The sequence below is a fragment of the Streptomyces sp. NPDC059256 genome (assembly GCF_042753785.1).
GTDB lineage: Bacteria > Actinomycetota > Actinomycetes > Streptomycetales > Streptomycetaceae > Streptomyces.
In genome coordinates this window covers 19,920-39,708 of the sequence record NZ_JBHYZO010000024.1, presented here as the reverse complement: position 1 = coordinate 39,708, position 19,789 = coordinate 19,920, and the positions used below count along the sequence as shown (strand labels likewise).

The window sequence follows — 19,789 nt, the reverse complement described above, 5'->3', positions numbered from 1 at the left end:
GCCACGGCTCAGCGCGCCTCACCGGTGCCGTTCGGTCGGCAGGAGGACCCTGCCGACCGAAGCGGGCCGCGTCAGCGCTCGGCCGGGTTGGTGGCAATGACGCTGTACGGGTACGGGAGGGGCTGGTCGCCAGCCTCGGTGAGGAGGGCGGCATCGGCCGGGTCGAGGTCGACGCCCGCCGCGCCGAGCAGGTTGTCGAGTTGATCGAGGGTGCGGGCGCCGACGATCGGGGCGGTGACGGTGGGGCGTCCGCCGAGCCAGGCGACGGCGACCTGTGCCGGGGTCAGCCCGCTGCGTTCGGACACATCGAACAGGGCATCCAGGACGCGCCAGGTGCGCTCATCCTGGTAGGCGCTCCAGGACTCGCCCCAGCCGAGCCGTTCGGCGGTCTCCACTCGGCTCCCGACGGGCGGGGCGGTGGCCCCGCGCCGGATCGAGCCGCTGAGCCAGCCGCCCCGCAGCGGGCTCCACGGGATAACTCCGAGACCTTCGTGGCGGGCGACCTCGATCAGTTCCCACTCGGTGGAGCGGTCCAGCAGGTTGTACAGCGGCTGGAGGGCGACGAAACGCTCCCAGCCGTGCTGGCGGCTGAGGTCCAGGGCCTTCTGGAGTTGCCAACCGGTGAAGTTGCTGGCCCCCAGATAGCGGACCTTGCCGGACTTCACCAGGGTGTCCAAGGTGGAGAGCGTCTCCTCCAACGGAGTGGCGGGGTCCCACGCGTGCACCTGGTACAGGTCGATGTGGTCGGTGCCGAGCCTGCGGAGGCTGGCCTCCACCCCGGCGATCAGGTGGTTGCGGCCCAGGCCACGATCGTTGGGGCTATCTCCGGTGCCGTACCTGACCTTGGTGGCTATCACCAGGTCATCACGGCGGCGCTGCTTGAGCCAGCGGCCCAGGATCTCCTCAGAGGCGCCTGCCGCGTAGATGTCGGCGGTGTCGATGAAGTTGCCGCCCGCCTCGGTGAAACGGTCCAGGATGGCGTGGGACTCCGGTTCGGCGCTCTCGCGCCCGAACGTCATGGCGCCCAGGCAGAGTTCACTAACCGCCAGGCCGGTCGATCCCAGAAAGCGGTGACGCATCGTCAGTCCTCTCGGTAGTTCGTTGCTGCGGTGCACTGCTGGTCTGCGGCACGTAAGCCCTTCGCGGACGGTGCGGCAAAGGGGCCGGATCAGCGAGACGGCCGGGATGCACCGTCCAGGGTGACGGTCACCTCCTGCACACGGTGGTCGGACAGGTCCCCGGGGTCGCGGAACCGGTAGGTGTGTACCCGCGCACCAGGTGTGGTCAGTACCCAGTCCAGCCGCCACCACCGCACACCGGGACGCAGCCGCCACGATGCAGGATACAGCTGGCCTGTCATATGCACGCTGTCCCTTCCGAGTTGAGCGATCTTGCGGGCCTCCCCCATGGCCGGAGTCGTGTTGAAGTCGCCGGCGATCAGGGCCGGGTGCGGACAGTCGACGACATCCGCCGTCAGGCCGCGGTACTCCCGCTCACGGTCGGCGGCCCGGGTGCGCACCGCCCGGTAGAACTCGACCCGCAGTGGGCTGATCAGCCACAGCTGGACGGGGATGTGCACGTTGAAGGTGGTGAACACTCCCCCGTCCGGTAGCCGTAGATCAACCCGTAGGGTGCGTCGGGCGGCGGTCTCCACGACGTCGACCACCGGCAGCCGGGACATGGTGACCAGCCCCCGGGCGGTGACGATCCCGTACTCGGGGAAGGTGGCACGGAGCCGGTCCTCCTCATCGATGAGTGCGTAGGTGCCGTCGAATCGGTCGTGGTGGTACTCCTGCAACAGATAGACATCGGCGTCGAGTTGCCGCAGGTAGGGGTAGAACCGCTCCGGGTCGGTTCGCTGGCACCAGTGTTGGGTGTTCCAGGAGACCAGTCTCAGCGCACCCTCGGGTGGGGCGGGCCCTCGCCGCACCCGGGGCCGTTGTAGCCCGCTGCGGCCCGCACCCGTGATCAGGGCTCCGGCGGCCAGCGCGGCGGCGGCCAGGCCCGCTGGCCCACCGGCTGCGAGACCGAGCGCGCCGAGGAGGACGGGCACGGCCACGAAGAGTGGCGGCGGGGCCAGCGAGGGCAGTAGCCAGCCCCACCAACGCCCGCTGAGCAGCCGGTCGGCAAGGAGGTAGCCGGTCCACAGGGCGGCTGCCCCGAAGGCGAGCGGGCCGATCGTCATGCAGTCACCCGGCCGGCGGCACCAAGCTTCCTCAGGAGCGCGTCGTAGCTGTCCAGGCAGCCGTCGGTGCCGTACCGGGCCCGGGTGGCCCGACCGCCCTCGGTCCGCTGCTCCGGTGACAGGGCGGCGGCCTCCAGCAGGGCTGCGGCGAGGGCACCGGAGTCACCGGGCGGGAAGAGCCGGCCGAAACCGGTGCTGGTGATCGGTACCCGCATGCCGGGAGCGTCGCTGGCGACCGAGGGGACGCCCATCATCATCGCCTCGGTCTGCGAGATGCCGAAGGACTCCTCGGCCACCGACGGCAGCGCGAAGACGTCCAACGATGCGTAGAACTCGGCTACGTGGTGCTCGGCGAGGAATCCGGTGAAGCGGATCCGTGGATCGTCCGCGGAGCGCTCGCGCAGCGCACCGACCACGCTGCCGCCGGCCACCTTGGAGTAGTCCCCCGCGATCAACAGCCGGGCGTCGGGGTCCTCGATGGTGCGGAAGGCGTCGACGAGGTGGTGCAGGCCCTTCTCGGGGGCGATCCGTCCGAGGAATCCGAAGTGCGGGCCTGGCCCTTCCCGGAAGGTGGCGGGGGCCGGCCCCCGCTCCCGGCAGGGCGGGGCGATCGCCGCGAGCCGATCGCGCATGAGCGGCCAGTGGCGGGAGTGCTCGGCGTGGTCGACGTTGTTGACCACGACTGCCGCGGAGCGACGCAGCGCGGTGGCCACAGAGGCGTCCACGACCGGGACTTGGAGTCCGGCGAGGCGACCCGGTGGCAACCAGACGTCGTCGTGGTGGGTGGCGACCACCGGGGTACGCCCCGTCAGGAGGGCCAGCGGGCCCGCCTCCAGCATCGGCAGGTGGATGTTGACCACCCGGGAGGCGCGGGCCAGCCGGGCGGCCAGGGGGAGGAAGCCGGGGCTGAGCACCCCCCGCCCGATCCGGGCGGCGACGGGAGCACGGAACACGTCCACCCCGTTGACGCACTCCCGTACGGGCGAGGACGGGTCGTGCCGGGATGCGACGACCGCGACGCGCCGGCCGCGTGCCGCCAGCCCTTCGGCGACGGTCCGGGCGACCTCGGTCAGCCCGCTGGTGTACGGCAGGTAGTAGGTGAGGACGACGGTCAGGTCGTAGCGGTGGGGGCGCGCAGTCCGGACAGTGATCATGGCTGGACCTTCGGGTCTTCCGGTGCCGGGCCGTCGCCGTCCGCCTGGGCGGACGGTGGCGGCAGGGAGAGTCGGAGCTGGATCAGACGGTGGGTGGAGAGCCCCGCTGGCGGGTCGTCCAGCGACTGGCGGTGGATGTCGATGCCCGGGGAGGCGAAGGTCCAGTCGAGTCGCCACATCGCGGCGGGACCGGCCGGGAAGGTCGCCGGATAGAGGTCGGTACCGGATTCGGCGGTGTCGCGCAGACCCCGGAACCAGCTCAGGTCCTCGCTGCCCGGCAGCACGTTGAGATCGCCGCCGAGCACCACCGGGTGGGTGTTGGCATCCAGATCGGCACGGAGTTCGCGCAGGTGGAGCAGGCGGCGGTGGGCGTGCTCGCCCACCGCGTGGTAGTAGGCAGGGGTCAGCGGGTTGCGGTCGACGTTGAGCAGGTCGGGTAGATGGGTGTTGTAGAGGGACAGGGTGCGTCCGCCGATGCTGACATCGGTGCGCAGCGCTCGGACGTCCCAGTAGTCGGGCCAGTCGGTGTCGGGGGCGGGCAGTCCGGCCGGGCGCAGTGCGCGGGTCAGGGTGATGGGATGGCGGGAGAGGGTGATGAACCCTCCTTCGGTCGCGATCCGGTAGCCGGGGAAGGCGGCCCTGATCCGGGCGAGGTCGTTGATCGGGACGGGACGGTCGCCGCGTGCGTTCTGGTACTCCTGGAGCAGGTAGACGTCGGCTTCGTATCCGCGGAGGTAGGTGTAGAAGCGTTCGGGGTCGCTGTCCTGGTGCCAGAAGAAGGTGTTCCAAGTGACCACGCGCAACGCGTCGGCGGGCACCGGGGGTCGGTCGCGCAGCAGGGCACCGGGGTGGATGCCGGCCTGTCCGGCGCCGAGCACCAAGGCGAGGGCGAGCAGCAGCAGGGTGGGGCGGCGGCGCCTGCGGAGCAGGGCGGCGGGTATCAGGAGGATCAGGGGTAGGGCGAGGTAGGCGAGCGGCGGTGCGAGGTCGATGCCGTTCCAGAGCCACCACCGACCGCTGAACAGGGTGCGCAGGACGGTGTTCAGCGCCCAGAGTGCGGCGAGTGCGAACAGGAGGGTGCTGGCGACCCGGGTCCGGCGTGACGGGACGGCGGGATGTGCGGGGAGCGGTGGGATGGTCGGTGCGGACGACGGCCCGGGTTCGGGCGCCGGTCGGTCGACACCGGCTGGTGCACTCACGACGGCGCCCCGGCGGGCCGCGCGGCCCCCTTCGGTAGCGGCGGCTCGTACAGTCGCCGAAACCGCCCGGAGGTGAGCCACTGCACCACGCCGATGCCGGCGCCGAGTGCGATGGCGGCGTTGACGATGAAGTGCGCCAGGGCGAAGTAGGCGGTGAATCCGTAGCCTCGGCGCCGCAGTACGAAGGCGTAGAGATGGCTGTCGGCGAGTGCTGAGCCCAGGGCCAGCCCGGCCGGCAGCAGGAGCCAGATGGTGCCGAGGAGTCCGATGGGCACGGTCGCCAGGGCCAGCAGCGCTGCGATGCTGGCTCCGGCGCGCGGTCCGGTGGCGATGCCGCCGGGTAGGTCACGTCGGCGGACGTAGAGCGGGATGTGCAGCCGGGTGCGGTGGAAGACCTTGCGCAGCACCACCCGCCAGGTGTCGTCGTGGTCATGGCGTCCGCGCACGGTGGTGGAGCTGTGTACTTCGTAGCGGCGGCAGATCCGGGCGGCGTAGTCGCCGTCCTCGGTGTGGCGCAGCTTGGGGTTGAACGGTCCGATCTCGGCGAAGACTGCGGCTGGCATCGCGCAGATGGCGGTGTGCAGGGTGCCGATCCTGCCTTCGTGCTCGGCGAGCCAGTAGTACTGGTGCAGACAGCGGTACTCCTCGATGAGGCTGTCGCGGATCAGTGGTTCGGCGTCGTAGGTCCCGCAGACCGCGCCGATGCGGGGGTTGGCCCGGAGCATGGCCACGGCATTGGCGACGGCGTCCGGTTCCATGGCGACGTCGGAGTCCACGAAGACCACGATCTCGCCGGCGGCGTGGGCAGCGCCGGTGTTGCGGGTAACCGCGACTCCGCTGTTGACTCCGGTGCTGACGACCCTTACGCCGAGGGACTGCGCGACGGCCACCGAGTCGTCGGTACTGCAGTCGTCCACGAGCAGGATCTCCAGCGGCCGGTAGGTCTGGGCCTGTGCGGCGCGCAGACAGAGTTCCAGGGCGCGGCCGTAGTTGTAGTTCGGGATGACGACCGAGACCAGGGGGTTTGTGGTGGGGCGGGTCATGTCGGGCCGTGCCTTTCGGGCGGGCGGGCATGGGCGTACGGCAGGGCGGCCGGCACTCAGGCCGGGAGTGCCTCCAGGAGCAGCGCGGTGCCGATGAGTGCGGCCCACAGCGCGGAGTTGAGCAGGGTGGCTCGATCGCGCAGCAGGATGCGGACGGGGTTGCCACCGCCCTGCTCGACCAGCAGCACCTGGAGGTAGCGGGCCAGACCGAAGATCGCGCAGAGGGCGGAGAGCAGGGCCGTGGTGTGGGATGCCCCGGCGAACACCGGGTCCTCGCGGAGGAAGAGCAGATAGGAGATGGCGGTCAGCCCGGCGATCAGGACGATCAGATGGTCGACGAAGGCGACCGTGTAGCCGCGCAGTGCGGGGCGGTGGCCCAGCCCGGCTGCGGTGAGTTCGTGCCGCCGCTTGCCCAGCGAGAGCAGGAGGCAGAACGAGAAGACGCAGATGGCGAGCCAGTCGGGTACCGGTCTGCCGAGGGCGACACAGCCCAGGGCGAGGCGCAGGACGAAACCGGTGGCCACGATGAACGCGTCCAGCAGGGGCACGTGTTTGAGCCCCCGGCTGTAGCCGAGGCTGATCAGCAGGTAGACGGCGACCGGCCACCATTCAGCGAAGGGGCGCACCAGCACGGCTGCAACCAGTGCGCCGGCCAGTACGGCGGCCAGGGCGAGCGCTCCGCGGGTACCGATCCGGCCGGCCGCGAGCGGGCGGTGCCGTTTGGTGGGGTGCAGACGGTCGCGGTCGCGGTCGGCGAGGTCATTGACCACGTAGACGATCGCGGAGGCGAGGGTGAAGACGGCGAGCGCCCAGGCGATCCGGCTGGCACCACCGAGCGTCCAGTGGCGGGGGTCGAGCAGTGCGAGGGGTACGACGGCCAGGTTCTTCACCCACTGCCCGGGGCGGACGAGGGCCAGCAGGTCTGCGAGCCGTCGTCGGTACGGTCGGGCGGGTGCTGTCTGGGGCGTGGGAGGGGTGACGAGGGTGGGTGGGGCCGCCACGCGCAGGGGCGCGGCGGAGGTCTGCGGGATGTCCACGGCAGGTCTCTCCACGGCTGGGGCTCCAGGGGGCTTTAGAAGAAGACCTTGGCCAGTCCGAGCGCTCCCTGTCGCCAGGGGTCGCGGCTGGTCCGGCCGGTGGCAGCGGTGGCGGCGCGGGTGGGCGGCAGGGTGCGCCACCACTCGTAGGTGCGCAAGATGGCGTCGCGGTTGGACTGCTGCGGTTGGAAGCCGAGCCGCTCGCGGGCGCGGCTGATGTCCACGTAGCTGTCGTCGAGCAGTTTGTAGAGCAGCCGGCCGTACACCGGTGAGAGCCGGGTGCGTTCCAGGCCCCGCAGTACGGCGAGGGCCGGGCCGGCGGGCAGCGGGATGATCCGCTTGCCGTGCCCTGCGGCGTCGAGGACGGCTTGGAAGTCCTCGCGGATGGTGCCGAACTCGGCTGCGCCGACGTTGAACACGTCGTTGGCGATGTGGGGCGGTGCCTCCAGTGCGAGCACCACCGCGTCCACCAGGTCGGCCATGCCGAACATTTGGATGCGGACATCACCGCGCCCGAGCACGGGGAAGTTCCGCCGCTCGTCGGCCCATTCGAAGAGCATCGAGAAGAGGCCCATCCGGCCGGGTCCGACGAAGGTCTTCGGCCGCAGTACCGGTAGGCACATCCCTCGGGCGCGGAACTCCTCGCAGACCGTCTCGGCCTCGGCCTTGGCGCTGCTGTACGCATCGACGGGCTCGCGCGGGTGATCCTCTGGCGTGGGTACCCGCTTGGGCAGGCCGTAGACCGCGGTGGAGGAGATGTGCACCACGCGCGGGGTCCGGGCCCGTGCGGCGGCGGTGAGGACGCTGCGGGTGCCGTCGACGGTGATGGAGCGGATCTGGTCGACGGGATAGCTGGGAAGTGCGGCAGCGCAGTGCACCAGGGCGTCGGCGCCGTCGAAGGCGCGGGCCAGCGCGGCACCGTCGCGGATGTCGGCGACCAGGTGGCGGGCGCCCTGTGGTGTGCTCTCGGCCGGACGTAGATCGAGCCCGGTCACCTCGTGCCCGTCGGCGGTCAACCGGGCGACCAGGTGGGAGCCGAGCATGCCGGCGGCTCCGGTGACGGCGATCCTCAGGCCCATCTGGAAACCGCCTTGTCCTTGACGAAGGAGGTGAGCAGTCGGGTGAGGCCCTTGGCGAGGGTCTGTTCGAAGGCGTCGAGGAAGATCTCCACCTCGGCCGGCCCGGCGACCAACGGCGGGGCGACGACCAGCGGGCTGCGGCCGTTGAGCGTGTAGTAGAGGAACACGTCGTGTTCCTGGTACATCGTGTTGATGACCGCGCAGGTGATCAGCTTGGTGCGCAGCAGTGGGTCGCGGGCGAGTCCGCCGGGGGCGAGTTTGGCGGCGAGGTCGAGGATGCGTGGACCGCCGTCGAGGAACACTCCGTGCAGTGCCCCGGCGCCCCGGGTGTCGGCGATGATGTCGGGGAACTGCTTGCGCAGCCGCTCCAGGCCCGGGAGGAGCACCCGTTCGATGGCGCGGGCGCGGGCCGGATAGTCGTCCTCCACGGCGATGTTGACGGCCTCGATGGCGGTGGCGGTCTCCTCGCCGAAGCCGTAGTAGGTGGTGCTGGTGGACTGGAGCAGGGCGTCGCCGAGGTTGTCGTATGCCTGTTTGAAGACGGGCTCGCGGGCGACGAAGGCGGAGATGGAGGACTTTCCGCCGCCGAACGCCTTGGAGGTGGTGACCACATCGGGCACCAGGCCCGGGTAGCGCATGAAGTGGAACAGGCTGCCGGTCTTGCCCCAGCCGGTGTAGATCTCATCGAAGATCAACACGATGTCCTCGGCGGTGCACAACTCCCGCAGACCGCGGAGGAACGCCTCGGAGCACTCGGTCATGGTGGAGGCCGAGAAGGGTTCGATCAGGATCGCGTAGACGTCGCAGCGGCCCTTGGCGTCACGGGCGCGGGCTACGGCTTCGCGCACCGAGTCCAGGTCGCCGTAGGTGAAGGTGGAGACGCCGGGGATGCCGGGGAACTTGAAGGGGGCCGACTGGGCGCTGCCCGTCAGGCTTCCGGAGCCGAGCAGCTTGCCGTGGAAGCTGATGTCGGCGTGCAGGATCTGGGTGCGGCGTCCGGCGTGGTACTTGAACGCGAGTTTCACCGCCCCTTCCACCGCCTCCGCACCGGAGTTGGGGAAGAAGGACATCCCGAGGTCGCCGGGGAGCAGTTGCGCGAGGTTGTGGCCCAGCGCGGCGATGTACGGCGAGAAGTAGGTCTTGTGCACCTCCATGCGCTGCCGCTCCTGGAAGCGGCGGCGGGCAGCCAGGATGCGCGGATGGTTGTGGCCGTGGTGCAACACGCCGACACCGCCGGTGAAGTCCAGGATGCGACGGCCGTCGCGGGTGTGTATCCAGGCGCCCTCGGCATGGTCGACCAACTCCCGACCGAAGCCGAAGGAGGTCATCAGCGCGACCTGGCTCCGGTTCACGTGGGAGCGGTACAGGTCGTGGACCTGACGGACGGTCAACTCCTCTGCTTCGTCGAGGCTCATCAGCGATGCGGCGACGTCGGTCATCGGACCCCTTCCGGAACGGTGGTACGGGACAGAGCGGTTGGAGCGGGACGGGCGAGCCGGGCCCAGAGCAGGGCGGCGGCGGTGGCGGCGACCTCGCTGAGGACGCAGACCAGCCGGCTGGCGATCACAGCCGCGGTCGCGGCGGGCAGTGGCATCACCACGGCCAGCGGTGCCAGCAGCACCAGCTCCCGGGCACCGACCCCGTCGGGCAGCACGAACGCCAGGCTGCCCGCGACGGTGGCCAGCGAGAACCCGCCGACCGCCAGCGCCAGCGAACCCCAGGCCGGTGCGCCGAACAGGACCACCAGAGCCCACAGGTGCAGACCGGAGACCGCCCAGGAGGCCAGCGCCAGCAGGATCGATCGGCGGACGGCCTGCGGTGATCCCGGTTCGACGGCCGGGCGCCTGGCCAGTCGCAGGACCACCGCCACCAGCCGGTTCACCCAGCCGGGCCGGGCGAACGCCGCGACGGCCAGCAGCACCAGCGGCGCGAACAGCCAGGCGTACGCGCCGAGGACGACGGGTGCCATCAGGATTCCGGCGCCGGCGCCGGTGGTCACACCGATCACCAGGCCGAGCCCGAAGCCGGAGAGCATCCGCTCGGGAGGCACACCGGCGTCCCGGCCCAGCTGGAGATGGGCCAGCACTCCCCAGATTCGGCCGGGAACGAACTTGCTGATCATCCCGATGAAGAAGATCCGGGCCGCGACCGGCATCGGCAACCGGGTCTTCCCGTCCACCACCAGGACCCGCCAGGAGAGCATCGACAACGCCAACCCCGCCGTGTTCGCCAACACGGCGGCGAACAGGAGCAATACGCCTCCGGGACGGCGGGCTGCGGCCGAGATCTCGGCGCCGGCCGCCTGCAGCGAACCACCGACGGCGAAGACCGTCGCGGTGAGCAGGACCAGGACGGCGACCGGGCGCAGGATGCGGGAGCCGAGGACCCGTTGGAGAACGGAAGGGCGCTGTTGGGTGACGGGGTCGGGCAGGGGCGCGGGTACGGCTGCGGAGGACCCCGCTCCCGGGCCGGCCGGGTCGGTGCTCGCGGGGTGCGGCGCCGGGGCGGGATCGCTCACCGGCCGACCACCGCCCGGGTTTCGTCTCCGCCGCCGCTACGGTCTCGACCGGTGGACCCACCGGCCCCGGTACGGTCCGCACGTCGACGGACCGAGGGGCCGAAGGCCGGTTCGACCAACCAGCGCACCGCCCCCACCAGGGCACCGGACACCAGCGCCAGATGCACCAGGAAGTGGGCCAGGAGGAACCACAGCAGGAATCGGGCACCCCTGCGCCGGACGACGAACCGGACGAGCGGCGGGTCGGACAGCGCAAACAGGAGCAGGAAGATCGCGGGCACCGCCAGCAGCCAGGGCGCCGCCAAACCGAGCGGCAGGGTGGCGGGTACCAGGGCGGCGGCCAGTACCCCGGTTGGCCGGTTGGCTCTCAGCCCGCTGCCGCGTCTGCTCTCCACCGCCGCCACCGGCACCAGCAGTTGTGAACGCCGGAACTGCTCGGAGAGCATCGACACCAGACGGTCCTCGTCGTCGTGCCGGCCCATCACCGTCTCGGTCAGCCGTATTCGGTACGACGCACCGAGCCGGTCGCTGTACTCCACGTCCTCCGAGTCGCGCAGGTTCTCGTCGAAGGGGCCGACCTCGTCGAAGACCGCACGGGGCATCGCCGCCAGTTCGAACACCGCGGTGCCGACCACACCCACACTGCGCCGCCGCCAGAAGTGCTGGTGCATCGTGCGGTAGCGCTCCACCGGACCGTCGTCGAAGAGCGGTTCGGGGTCGGGGATACCGTGCACACAACCCGTGGCCGGGTCACTCAGCAGCAGGTCGACGGCGTTGGCAAGGGCATCGGGGGCCAGCGCGATGTCGGAGTCCAGGAAGAACAGGATCTCGCCCCGGCTGCTCCGCACACCGAGATTCCTGGCCGCCGAGACTCCCCGGTTGACCGGCGCCTCGACCAGGAGGCAGGGGAACTGCCGCACGATGTCACGAGAGTTGTCGGTACTGCAGTCGTCGACGACCACGACCTCCAGCGGAGTGAGGGTCTGTGCGTAGACCGACTCCAGCACGGTGGGCAGGGTCTTTGCGTAGTTGTAGTTGGGGATGATCACGGAAACGGTGGGACGGCCCCTCGGCATGTCGTTCCCTGTCCTCTCGGTTCGGTGGTGCTGGACGACTCCACCCGGGCGAACGCAGCCAGCACCCATCCATCGGAGCTCCGACGGTCGGCGAGCACTCCGGTGAGGAAGCTGAGAGCAGTGGTTTCGGCGTCGGCCGGATCGGCCGCCTCCATGAAGAGCGCGACATGGACGCGGTCCGGTCCCACGACGGTGTGCAGATGCGCGAGAGCGGCGGTGTGGCCGGCGTCATCCGGCCGTTGGTGCGATCGGATGGTCTCGGCCAATCTGCTGGGCCCGGGAGAGCATTCGGCCCTGCTCCCGATGCGCATCAGCAGAGCAGTTACGAGGTACATGGGGCAGCAGGCTCGGGGCTCAGCCCCGGAAGAACCCGACCGGGGGCCCGCCCGAAGCAGCAGCGAACGGCCAGAACAGCACGCTCACCACACCCCCTGAGAGCCCTCGCACCGGGACCCGACAACCCGCCGGTTCGCGCGGTGAACTCGTCATGTGGCTGCTCCCCTCGGCTGTGGGCCCGGATCGGAACCGGCCCGTGCGCCGATTCTGGCCAGCCCGCCGGGGGCCGACTAGCCCCGATGGGTGGCAGGCAGTGGCGCGGCACTCGGCTGCCGCCGCCGTCCAGGTACGTGTGTCGGCGCCGAGCTGGGAGAACGTCAGGGTGGCAGCGAGTTGCCCGGCACATTCCGGCCACCGCTCTTTTCTAGGTCTATACCATGGGCAAACCTGGGGATGTTCACCGGCGGCAACCGCTCGGTCCGGCCGACCGACCCGGCCGACACCCTGCGCCCGCGCCCGCACCTGCGCCCTTGACCGAAATGACGTGCGTACCCGGAGGTTTGGGCAAGTGATGTTTCACGCACTCGGGCTGGACCCGAAGACCGAGATGGTTTACCGGCTCTTTCTGGACGAGCCCGAGTTGAGGCTCGACCAGATCGTCGCCAGGGTCGGCCTGAGCGAGCAGGAGGTGCGGGACGCCCTCGATCGCCTTGCCGACCTCTCCCTGCTCGATCAGGCAGAGGTCCACGCGGCCGGACAGTTGCTCTTCCGAGCGACCGACCCTGGAGCCGGCCTCTCCTATCTCCTCTCCCGTAGGGAGGCCGAACTGGCCAAGCAACAAAGGGGGTTGGAGGCGGCGAGGACCGCGGTCTCCACTCTCACCGCATACCGCACCGCCCACGCGCCACGCGGCTACGACGTCGTCAAGCGGTTGGAGGGCCGCCACGAAATGTGCGAGCGCCTGGCCGAACTCGCCGAACTCGCCCGCATCGAATGCCTCTCACTGCTGCCCGGATGCGGCCAGGCCACCGACGACCTGGACGCCCACCGGGCGATCGACCAGCGGGCACTGGCACGCGGCGTCCGCATACGCAGCATCTACCAGGACAGTTTCCGCAACGCCCCGGAGACGATGCGTTACGTCAACTGGCTGGGCGACCTCGGTGGCGAGGTCCGCACCCTGCCATCGCTGGAGGCACCCATGGCGCTCTTCGACCGCGAGGTGGCGCTGGTCCCCCTCGACCCCGGAAACATCTGGGCCGGAGCCCTGGAGTTACGCAGCAGCGGCGCAGTCACCGTCGCCCGGCTGCTCTTCGAGGAGTACTGGAGACGGGCCAACCCGATCGGCCCCACTCCCCCTCGCGACCACCATGACCTCAGTCCGCAGGAGAAGGAACTCCTGCGCTTACTCGCCAAGGGCCACACGGATGCCACCGTCGGGCGTCGCCTCGGCGTGTCACTGCGCACGGTACGCCGCATGAACGCCGAACTGACGGGGAGGCTGGCCGCCCGCAGCCGCTTCCAGACCGGCGCGGAGGCGGTACGACACGGCTGGATCTGACGCCCGCCCTCAGCAAAGAGCCCGGCATCGAACCAACCACAGGCACAAGCAGCACGGAAGCCCGAGCAACAGCAAAGGCGCAGAAGCTGCCGCACCAGGGGCAGAACCTCCCAGAAGGAGACCAGGGGCCGACCCACGCACCCCCGGAGCACACCCGCAGGACGCCGCCCACCGGCACACCGGTTCGCTGCGGACGACCTGACGCGAGCACTCCCCACCCCGGGAGCAACTCCGGCACCCGCCCTCACCGGCACCGTGACGAGCGGGCCACGCACATCCCCCACCTGGAGCCGGGCCGCCCATGCCCCGCCCCTACACAGCGTCCCTACGGCTGGCGGACCGTCAGCCGTAGGTGACTGTCCATCAGAACTCGGGTTGCTCACCCATCGTCGTGCAGGCTCACGACCCACGACTCGGTGTGCGACCCGCGCCCAGAAGGCGTTGTGTCGTCACCTACCCACCTACGGGGAACGGTCGGCGGTTCGGTAGTGATCTTCACACCCGGAAGAATGCCCATACCGCAATCACCTAGGCGAAATTTCCTCAAACCGCTCCGCCAACGTGTCGCACATGACCACCGGGCCAGAGGCCCAGCCCCCATGTGTGGGCCGGATGTCCTGGAAGAGAGCTGCCCCGAAGACATCCGGCCGCTTCCTACTCGGCTCTCTGCGGCTCGGTCCTGGGAGCCGAAGCCTCCCAGGGGATCCGGGTGCCGCACAGCGCGACGACGAAGACGCAGGCACTGACGAGGCCGAAGCCCCACGCCAGACTGCTGGCGCTCGCCACAAAGCCGATGAGCGGTGGACCGGCCAGCAAACCCGTGGTGCCCATGGCGGCCACCAGGGTCAGGGTGTCCGAACCGCGCTTCGCCGCAGCGACGTATACGCACGGGGTCACCGCGGCGACGCCCAGGCCGACAGCACCGAAGCCGAGCAGGGCCGGCACCACACCGCCGGCCAGCAGGGCCAGGCCAAGGCCCGCGCCCGCGACCACGCTGCCCACCACAACCACCCTGCCGTCGCCCCATCGGCTGCGCCAGCCGTCGGCGAAGAGGCGGGCCACCACCATCGCTCCGGAGACGACCGCGATGCCCAACGGCGCGACCTGCTCCGAGGCCAGTGCCACATCCTCCATATAGAGCGTGGACCAGTCATTCATGGCGCCCTCGGCCACGGTGCCGAAGGCCATCGCGCAGCACATCCAGAGGGTGACGCCCGTGGGCAGCGTCCAGCGGGCGCCGGTGCGAGCCTGCTTTCGCTCGGTCTCGACGGGGGCTTCGTCGGGCAGCAGTCCGGTGCGCGCGCTCGCGGCGAGGAGCACGAGCAGGAGCGCTGCGACGCTGAAGTGTGCGATGACGGATGAGTTGGCCGCGTTCATGCCGGAAGCGAGGAGCGCCGCCGCCAGGGACCCGCCGCTGAACGTGGCGTGCAACTTGGCCATGGTGGTGCGCTCGTAGGTGGTCTCCAGCGCAGCCCCCTGCGCGTTCATGGCGGTGTTCAGACATCCCACGAGAACACCGTCCACGCACATCACGAGGAGGGCGATCGCGTAGTTCGGCGCCACCGCGAGGGCCAGCAGTATCAGGGTGAGGCCGAGGGTGGACAGGAGTGACAGTCGGCGGGAGCCCAGTCGGCGCATCAGGACCGCCACCAGGGGGAATGAAGCGGCGGCGCCCACGCCGGCCGCCATCAGCAGGAATCCGACCTCCGCCGACGTCAGGTCGAGGTCGGACTTCAGCGCAGGAATGCGTGAGGCCCAGGTGGCGTACTGGAAGCCCAGTGAGGAGAAGAGGGCAGCTGTCGCCAACTGTCCGCGGAGAAAGGGATCGTGGATTCGGAGCACCGGGCTCAGCTCACTTCGGGGAGTGGGAACGGAACGGCAGGTGCCGGGCTGGCGGCCTGCTCTGAGGCTGGGGTCCCGATGGCCGTGATGGACCGGGACATGTAGACCGCGCCTGCCTGGTAGGTATCGCAAGCCTCCGCGCTGGGGTCCACGGTGAATCCGCGTGCCGACCAGAACGGTTCGCTCCCGCCGACCGCGACAAGGGACATCTGCTCGTAGCCCTGGGACAGGGCGGTCCGGTACAGATGCGCCACGAGGTGGCTGGCCCGACCCAGTCGGCGGTGCGCGGGAGCGATCACGATGTCGTGCAGATGGAGGTTGCGCGAGCTGAAGCTGCTCTCCTCCGGCTGCTCAAGGTCAGGGTAGCGACCAGCCGGGTAGGGGAGCGCGAGCAGGTAGCCGGCCGGTTCGCCATCGATTTCCAGGACGAAGCAGGTTCCGGGTGAGGCGTCGGCGCGTGACCGCAGAGCGGCGCGGCCCTCGCAGAGGCCGAGTTCGGTGTACGCGTCGGACTCCAGGGCGACGATGGTCTCCCAGTCGTCCTCCGCGATGGGTCGAATTCGGATGGTCCCGCTCCTCTCCGGTCGGTTGCCGCCCGTCGTCGTGCAGGGCAGTGGGGCAACGCCGTTGAACCCCTTGGTCATATAGCTGATTCCGTACGCCCCGGTGGACAGGACCCAGACCGGGTCCCCGGAGGCCAGTTCGCGGGGCACCCGCACCAGCCGGTGCTCAGCCGCGTAGGAGTCGTCGCTGTCGCAGGTGGGGCCGGCGACCACGACGGGGACGGTGGGTGCGTCGTCGCGATGGGTGGGGAAGACAAGGCGGTACTGGAGCGCGTCCATCTCGTACAGCCCGTTGAACTTGCCGCAGCTCAGATAGAGCCAGTGCCTACGGCCGCCGGACGGCATCTCCCGCTCCGACAGACGGACCACCCGGCCCCGGACGGCTCCCTGGTCGGCGACGAGGAAGCGCCCCGGTTCCATGATGAAGCGCAGATGCTCGCCGTGGGTCCGCCGCAGTTGGGCCATGCCTTCGCGCAGTACGGTGAAGATCTTGTCGATCGGAGGGTCCAGCGGTACTCCGCGCCGGTCGGTGTAGCCCAGTGCGGGAAGCCCTCCACCGAGATTGACGTAGTCGAGCACGATTCCGCGCCGGCCGAGGGCGCCCAAGACATCGGCGATCCGCTCGACGGCAGCGTGCCAGGCATCCGGATCCATCTGCTGCGAGCCGACATGGGCCGAAAGGCCGGCCTGGGTGAGGCCGAGCGTGCGGGCGGTCTCCAGCACGCGTACGGCATCCTCGGGCGAGCAGCCGAACTTGTCCTTGAGCCCCCACAGGGCACCGCCGCTAACCGTCGCCACCCGGCAGAAGACCCGTGCCCCGGGCGCATGAGCCGCGACGGCTGTCACGTCGGCGATGCTGTCGGTGGCAAAGTCGGTGATACCCATGTGGTGGGCCGCCGCGATGTCCTGGTCGGACTTGATGGTGTTGCCGTAGTGCAACCGCTCGACCGGCACGCCGGCCCGCAGTGCCTGGGCGAGTTCCGGGAGGCTCGCCGCATCCACTCCGCAACCCTGGGCGGCCAGGTGCGCGATGACCTCGTCCACCGGGCATGCCTTCATGGCGAAGCGGACGTCAATGCCGGGGAGTTCGTCGAGGAGCGTCGCAAACTGCTGTCCGATCCCGTCCAGGTCGAGCACGATCCGATCGTGGTCGGCGGACGCCAGCGCTCTTGCCAGTCGGGGCGACAGCGCCCTCGTCGCCGGTCCTCCTCCGCCGGGTCGGTGCACAGGTGTGCGCCGGGCCGCGCCCACCAGCCGCTCCCACTCCTTAGTGAGGAGGGCGAAGTCCTCCATGTCGCGCTTCGCCTCGGCGAGGAGACGAGCACGCAGCGGGCGCAGGTGGTCGGCGAAGACTGCGTACCGGCCGCCCAGCTTGCGGTAGGCCGTGTCGAGTCGGCGCAGACGTTCTTGGTTGTCGGCCGGGTCGAGCGCGGTACTCCCCCGGACCAGTTCAACGACAGCGGCCGTGCGCACCTGCCCCTGGTCGTCGAGAAGTGTGTCTCCGGCACGGGCCAGTGCGTCATAGACGACGTTGAAGTAGAGCATCGACAGGAGGAATTTGGCGAAGCGCGTCTGGTACGCGAGGAAGCCCGGTTCGGTCCGGCGCTCCGCGGTGTGGAAGTTCACGATGTTGCGGTTGTGTAGGACGCCTGGCAGTCCGGCGTCGTGTACGAGGTGGATCAGGAAGTAGTCGCTGCCGATGGTGTCGGTGGCCGGCGGCAGGGGGACGCGTCCGTGCACGCCGTGGAAGGCGATGTTGCACATGTCGACCCGCATGGGATCGACCAGGGAAAGTGTTGTGTGATCCCGGTCGAACTCGGTGGTACCGGCCCCTCTGAAGGACTCGTCGACCAGCTCCCGCTTCTGCGCGGGCGACCAGTCGAGGGGGGCCCACAGGCTGACGACGTCGTGGTAGACCTCACGGTCGAGCGCCTCGATCTCGGCGATGTCCACCGACGGTGGGCCGATGAACGAACCACCGACCATGCTCACCAGCCGGGTTCCGAGCTCAGGGGCCAGCTTCGTCTGCGAGGCGGACCGGACGGCATCCGCAGCCGGCCGACCGAGCGAGGCCAGTTCATGATGGATGGGGAAGACTGTGGCGCCTGCGACCACTTGGTAGCGGCTGTCGGAGTCCCTGCGGTGCACCGACTCGCAGCCGAGGGCGAAACTGATCAGAAAGGCACGGTTGGTGCAAGCGCCGTAGGAGAGGGACTGCGGCAGCATGAGGCTGAGCAGCAACTCGGGCTCCGGCGCATCGGCCCGATCGATCGCCCGCTCCAGGAAGTCCTTCTGGTCGGCCTCGCTCAGATGGTGGGGGACGACGCGTGGGTGCTTGGGAAGATGCCGTACAGCAGCGGCATGCTTCTCGTACACGGAGGTGTCGCAGGAGTCCAGGATCAGCAGATGCACCTCGACGTCGAAGTTGTCCGCGGCGTGGATCGCCTCCGCGCCGATGGCCTCGATGGTCGCCGGGCAGGACCGGTTGGTCGGCAGTGTCAGGCAGATTCTGCGCATATCTGCTCCCCGTCGCGCTCGTCGAGGTGCTGTCCGCGCCAGCCCTCAAGGCCCAGGAGCTTGCTGCCGAGTTCGTTCAGGGTGGCCCGGCCGTACCGCTGGGACTCAGGGCGATTCGCGTCGCCCAGCAGTGTCCCGTTCCAGGTGGGTGTGGTGACGTCGCGCCAGGAGTCGACCCGCTCACGCCGTAGGGCGTGATGGGTGTCCAGCGCGGGCATCATCGAGAGGTACTGCACCGCGCGTGCCCCGTACTGCGAGCAGTTGGGGGCCACGCCGTGGGCTAGGAAGCCATTGAAGATCAGCAGGTCGCCGGCCGCTAACTCCGGCCTGATCACCGGCAGTTCCGCCCGGTCGATGGCGGGGCGGATCGGGTCGCGCTCGGCCGGCTGAAGGGCTTTCCACCGGTCGAAGTCACGGAAGAGTTCGGGGCAGCACTGGAAGCCGCCGAGTTCCGGAGCAGTGTCGTTCAGGGCGATAATGCCCTGTACCCGCTGCGGTGGGACGCCCAGTGTGGAGTCCACGTCCCAGTGGAGGTTGATGTCGAAGCCCGTCTCACGGAATTCGATCAGGGACCGGTCGCGGTTCTTGATGTTGGGCGGGTTGAGGTTCAACCGGTCAAGTGTGACCCAGAGTTCCTCGCAGTCCCACACATCGACAAATGCCTCGTAGACGCGGCGGCTCTGGCGGCTCTCCCAGAGAAGCTGGTGGTGGTATGCCTCCACGAATCCGTAGATGTGCAGTTCCTGATCGAGCTCCGAGCGGTACTCCCGCTCGTCGTACCAGCTCTCCGGACGTTCCGGGTCCAGGCCCTGGAAGTCCCATGCGAAGTCCAGCAGACGTCGGGCGGACTCCGCCGGTATGGCCTGCTTCACCACGACGTAGCCGTAGGTCTGCCAGAAGGCGAAGCTCTCTTCGGACAGCACGCGGAGCGGGCGCTTCTTCTTGATGTCGCGCAGTGGTGTCTGCGCCAGATAGGTCTCGCCGTCCGCACTGAAGTAGGGGCGGTCAGAGGTGGCGCGGTGGAGATACGGATCAGCCGTTAACATGCGTTGCTCCGAGACTCAGTGGTGGAGTCGTGACACAGGGAACGAGTGGACTGCGCGAGGCACTTTCGCCGACGCTCGTGGCTGGCGGCGACGCGCTCGGGCGAGCACGGGGCCGGCGCAGAGCGCTCCGGAACACAGAGCGCGGATGTCTCTCTGGGTGGTCCCCTACAGCACGGGTGCACCCAAAAATGGACTAGACCACCTTGTATGTCAAACGGCTTCCCTGGCGCCGCAGAGTGCCAACGCGTCTCAAGAGTGGGCCAGTTGACACGACGGGAACACATCCAGCTCACGAAAGAGGCACTTCACGGGCAGGAACAACGACCCAAGCGGAAGGCCGCATCGGCCACCTCCTACTGGCCCCCCGCAACCACTGAAATCGGCGTACCATCCCAGTCGCCGCCCTGACGGACCTGAGGGCCCTCAAGCTCGCCACAGCGGAGGGACCGACTGGTACAACCACCGCAGGCTGCAAGGTCGGACAGGCCACGCCCCACCCGTCGATCGCGAAGCCAACCACTACAAGCAAGTGCGGCTCTGAGGCCGTCGGGTGAGCACACACACCGAGTGCAGGGCAGCGTCGTTCCAGCTCGGCGAACCACCGTGCGACCTGGGTGATCCACGACGAGAAGGCAGGAGTGAAGTGGAGCTGTAACCGGGGTGCGCCAGCGGCCAGTTGCGCACGACCGGTGC

General features: G+C 69.5%; 15 protein-coding genes and 2 pseudogenes. 1 reads left to right on the top strand and 16 read right to left on the bottom strand.

The window, feature by feature from the left end; genetic code table 11:
• Positions 1–71: 71 nt before the first annotated feature.
• The 11 genes from ACFXJL_RS30390 to ACFXJL_RS30340 all read right to left on the bottom strand — a co-directional run bounded on the left by ACFXJL_RS30390 (position 72) and on the right by ACFXJL_RS30340 (position 11,626).
• Positions 72–1,079 (bottom strand): aldo/keto reductase, encoded by a 1,008-nt coding sequence (locus ACFXJL_RS30390; protein ID WP_358881663.1) that lies wholly within the window; start codon positions 1,077–1,079, stop codon positions 72–74.
• Between the two features lie 89 nt (positions 1,080–1,168).
• On the bottom strand, positions 1,169–2,185 hold the full coding sequence (locus tag ACFXJL_RS30385) for an endonuclease/exonuclease/phosphatase family protein (protein ID WP_384697658.1): 1,017 nt from the start codon (positions 2,183–2,185) through the stop codon (positions 1,169–1,171).
• On the bottom strand, positions 2,182–3,339 hold the full coding sequence (locus tag ACFXJL_RS30380; protein ID WP_384697655.1) for a glycosyltransferase family 4 protein: 1,158 nt from the start codon (positions 3,337–3,339) through the stop codon (positions 2,182–2,184). The genes ACFXJL_RS30385 and ACFXJL_RS30380 overlap by 4 nt, the downstream gene beginning before the upstream one ends.
• A complete protein-coding gene (locus ACFXJL_RS30375; RefSeq protein WP_358881666.1) occupies positions 3,336–4,538 on the bottom strand; it encodes an endonuclease/exonuclease/phosphatase family protein in 1,203 nt (400 codons plus the stop codon). The genes ACFXJL_RS30380 and ACFXJL_RS30375 overlap by 4 nt, the downstream gene beginning before the upstream one ends.
• Positions 4,535–5,581: a glycosyltransferase family 2 protein gene (locus ACFXJL_RS30370; RefSeq protein WP_384643572.1), complete on the bottom strand. Its 1,047-nt coding sequence runs from the start codon at positions 5,579–5,581 to the stop codon at positions 4,535–4,537. Before ACFXJL_RS30370 ends, ACFXJL_RS30375 begins: the two co-directional genes overlap by 4 nt.
• 56 nt (positions 5,582–5,637) lie before the next feature.
• A complete protein-coding gene (locus tag ACFXJL_RS30365; protein ID WP_358881668.1) occupies positions 5,638–6,633 on the bottom strand; it encodes a UbiA prenyltransferase family protein in 996 nt (331 codons plus the stop codon).
• A 20-nt stretch (positions 6,634–6,653) separates the two neighbouring features.
• The gene (locus ACFXJL_RS30360; RefSeq protein ID WP_358881669.1) at positions 6,654–7,697 is read right to left on the bottom strand and encodes an NAD-dependent epimerase/dehydratase family protein; all 1,044 of its coding nucleotides are present in this window, start codon (positions 7,695–7,697) and stop codon (positions 6,654–6,656) included.
• Entirely contained in the window at positions 7,688–9,136 is a 1,449-nt protein-coding gene (locus ACFXJL_RS30355) for an aspartate aminotransferase family protein (protein ID WP_384697650.1), read from the bottom strand. Before ACFXJL_RS30355 ends, ACFXJL_RS30360 begins: the two co-directional genes overlap by 10 nt.
• Complete coding sequence (locus tag ACFXJL_RS30350) at positions 9,133–10,215, bottom strand: lysylphosphatidylglycerol synthase domain-containing protein (protein ID WP_384697647.1); 1,083 nt, start codon at positions 10,213–10,215, stop codon at positions 9,133–9,135. The genes ACFXJL_RS30355 and ACFXJL_RS30350 overlap by 4 nt, the downstream gene beginning before the upstream one ends.
• Positions 10,212–11,291, bottom strand: a complete 1,080-nt coding sequence (locus tag ACFXJL_RS30345; protein WP_384697644.1) for a glycosyltransferase family 2 protein — start codon at positions 11,289–11,291, stop codon at positions 10,212–10,214. Before ACFXJL_RS30345 ends, ACFXJL_RS30350 begins: the two co-directional genes overlap by 4 nt.
• Positions 11,261–11,626, bottom strand: coding sequence for a hypothetical protein (locus ACFXJL_RS30340; RefSeq protein WP_358881673.1), 366 nt, complete (start codon positions 11,624–11,626; stop codon positions 11,261–11,263). Before ACFXJL_RS30340 ends, ACFXJL_RS30345 begins: the two co-directional genes overlap by 31 nt.
• 512 nt (positions 11,627–12,138) lie before the next feature.
• Between ACFXJL_RS30340 and ACFXJL_RS30335 the strand changes: the two genes are divergently transcribed.
• Entirely contained in the window at positions 12,139–13,128 is a 990-nt protein-coding gene (locus tag ACFXJL_RS30335; RefSeq protein WP_358881674.1) for a LuxR C-terminal-related transcriptional regulator, read from the top strand.
• Positions 13,129–13,782: 654 nt separating this feature from the next.
• Here ACFXJL_RS30335 and ACFXJL_RS30330 read toward each other — a convergent pair.
• From ACFXJL_RS30330 to ACFXJL_RS30310, 5 genes and pseudogenes are all read right to left on the bottom strand, one after another.
• Positions 13,783–14,970, bottom strand: a complete 1,188-nt coding sequence (locus tag ACFXJL_RS30330) for an MFS transporter (protein WP_384697640.1) — start codon at positions 14,968–14,970, stop codon at positions 13,783–13,785.
• Between the two features lie 5 nt (positions 14,971–14,975).
• Positions 14,976–15,497 carry a GNAT family N-acetyltransferase gene (locus tag ACFXJL_RS30325; protein ID WP_384697781.1) on the bottom strand — a complete coding sequence of 174 codons (522 nt, stop codon included), beginning with the start codon at positions 15,495–15,497 and terminating at the stop codon, positions 14,976–14,978.
• Positions 15,498–15,542: 45 nt separating this feature from the next.
• Positions 15,543–16,709, bottom strand: a pseudogene (locus tag ACFXJL_RS30320) (type III PLP-dependent enzyme); the annotation flags it as partial.
• 24 nt (positions 16,710–16,733) lie between these two features.
• Positions 16,734–18,050 (bottom strand): annotated as a pseudogene (locus tag ACFXJL_RS30315) (DUF6271 family protein); the annotation flags it as partial.
• The gene (locus tag ACFXJL_RS30310) at positions 18,032–19,096 is read right to left on the bottom strand and encodes a phytanoyl-CoA dioxygenase family protein (RefSeq protein ID WP_384643551.1); all 1,065 of its coding nucleotides are present in this window, start codon (positions 19,094–19,096) and stop codon (positions 18,032–18,034) included. The pseudogene ACFXJL_RS30315 and the gene ACFXJL_RS30310, both read right to left, overlap by 19 nt.
• Positions 19,097–19,789: the final 693 nt, after the last annotated feature.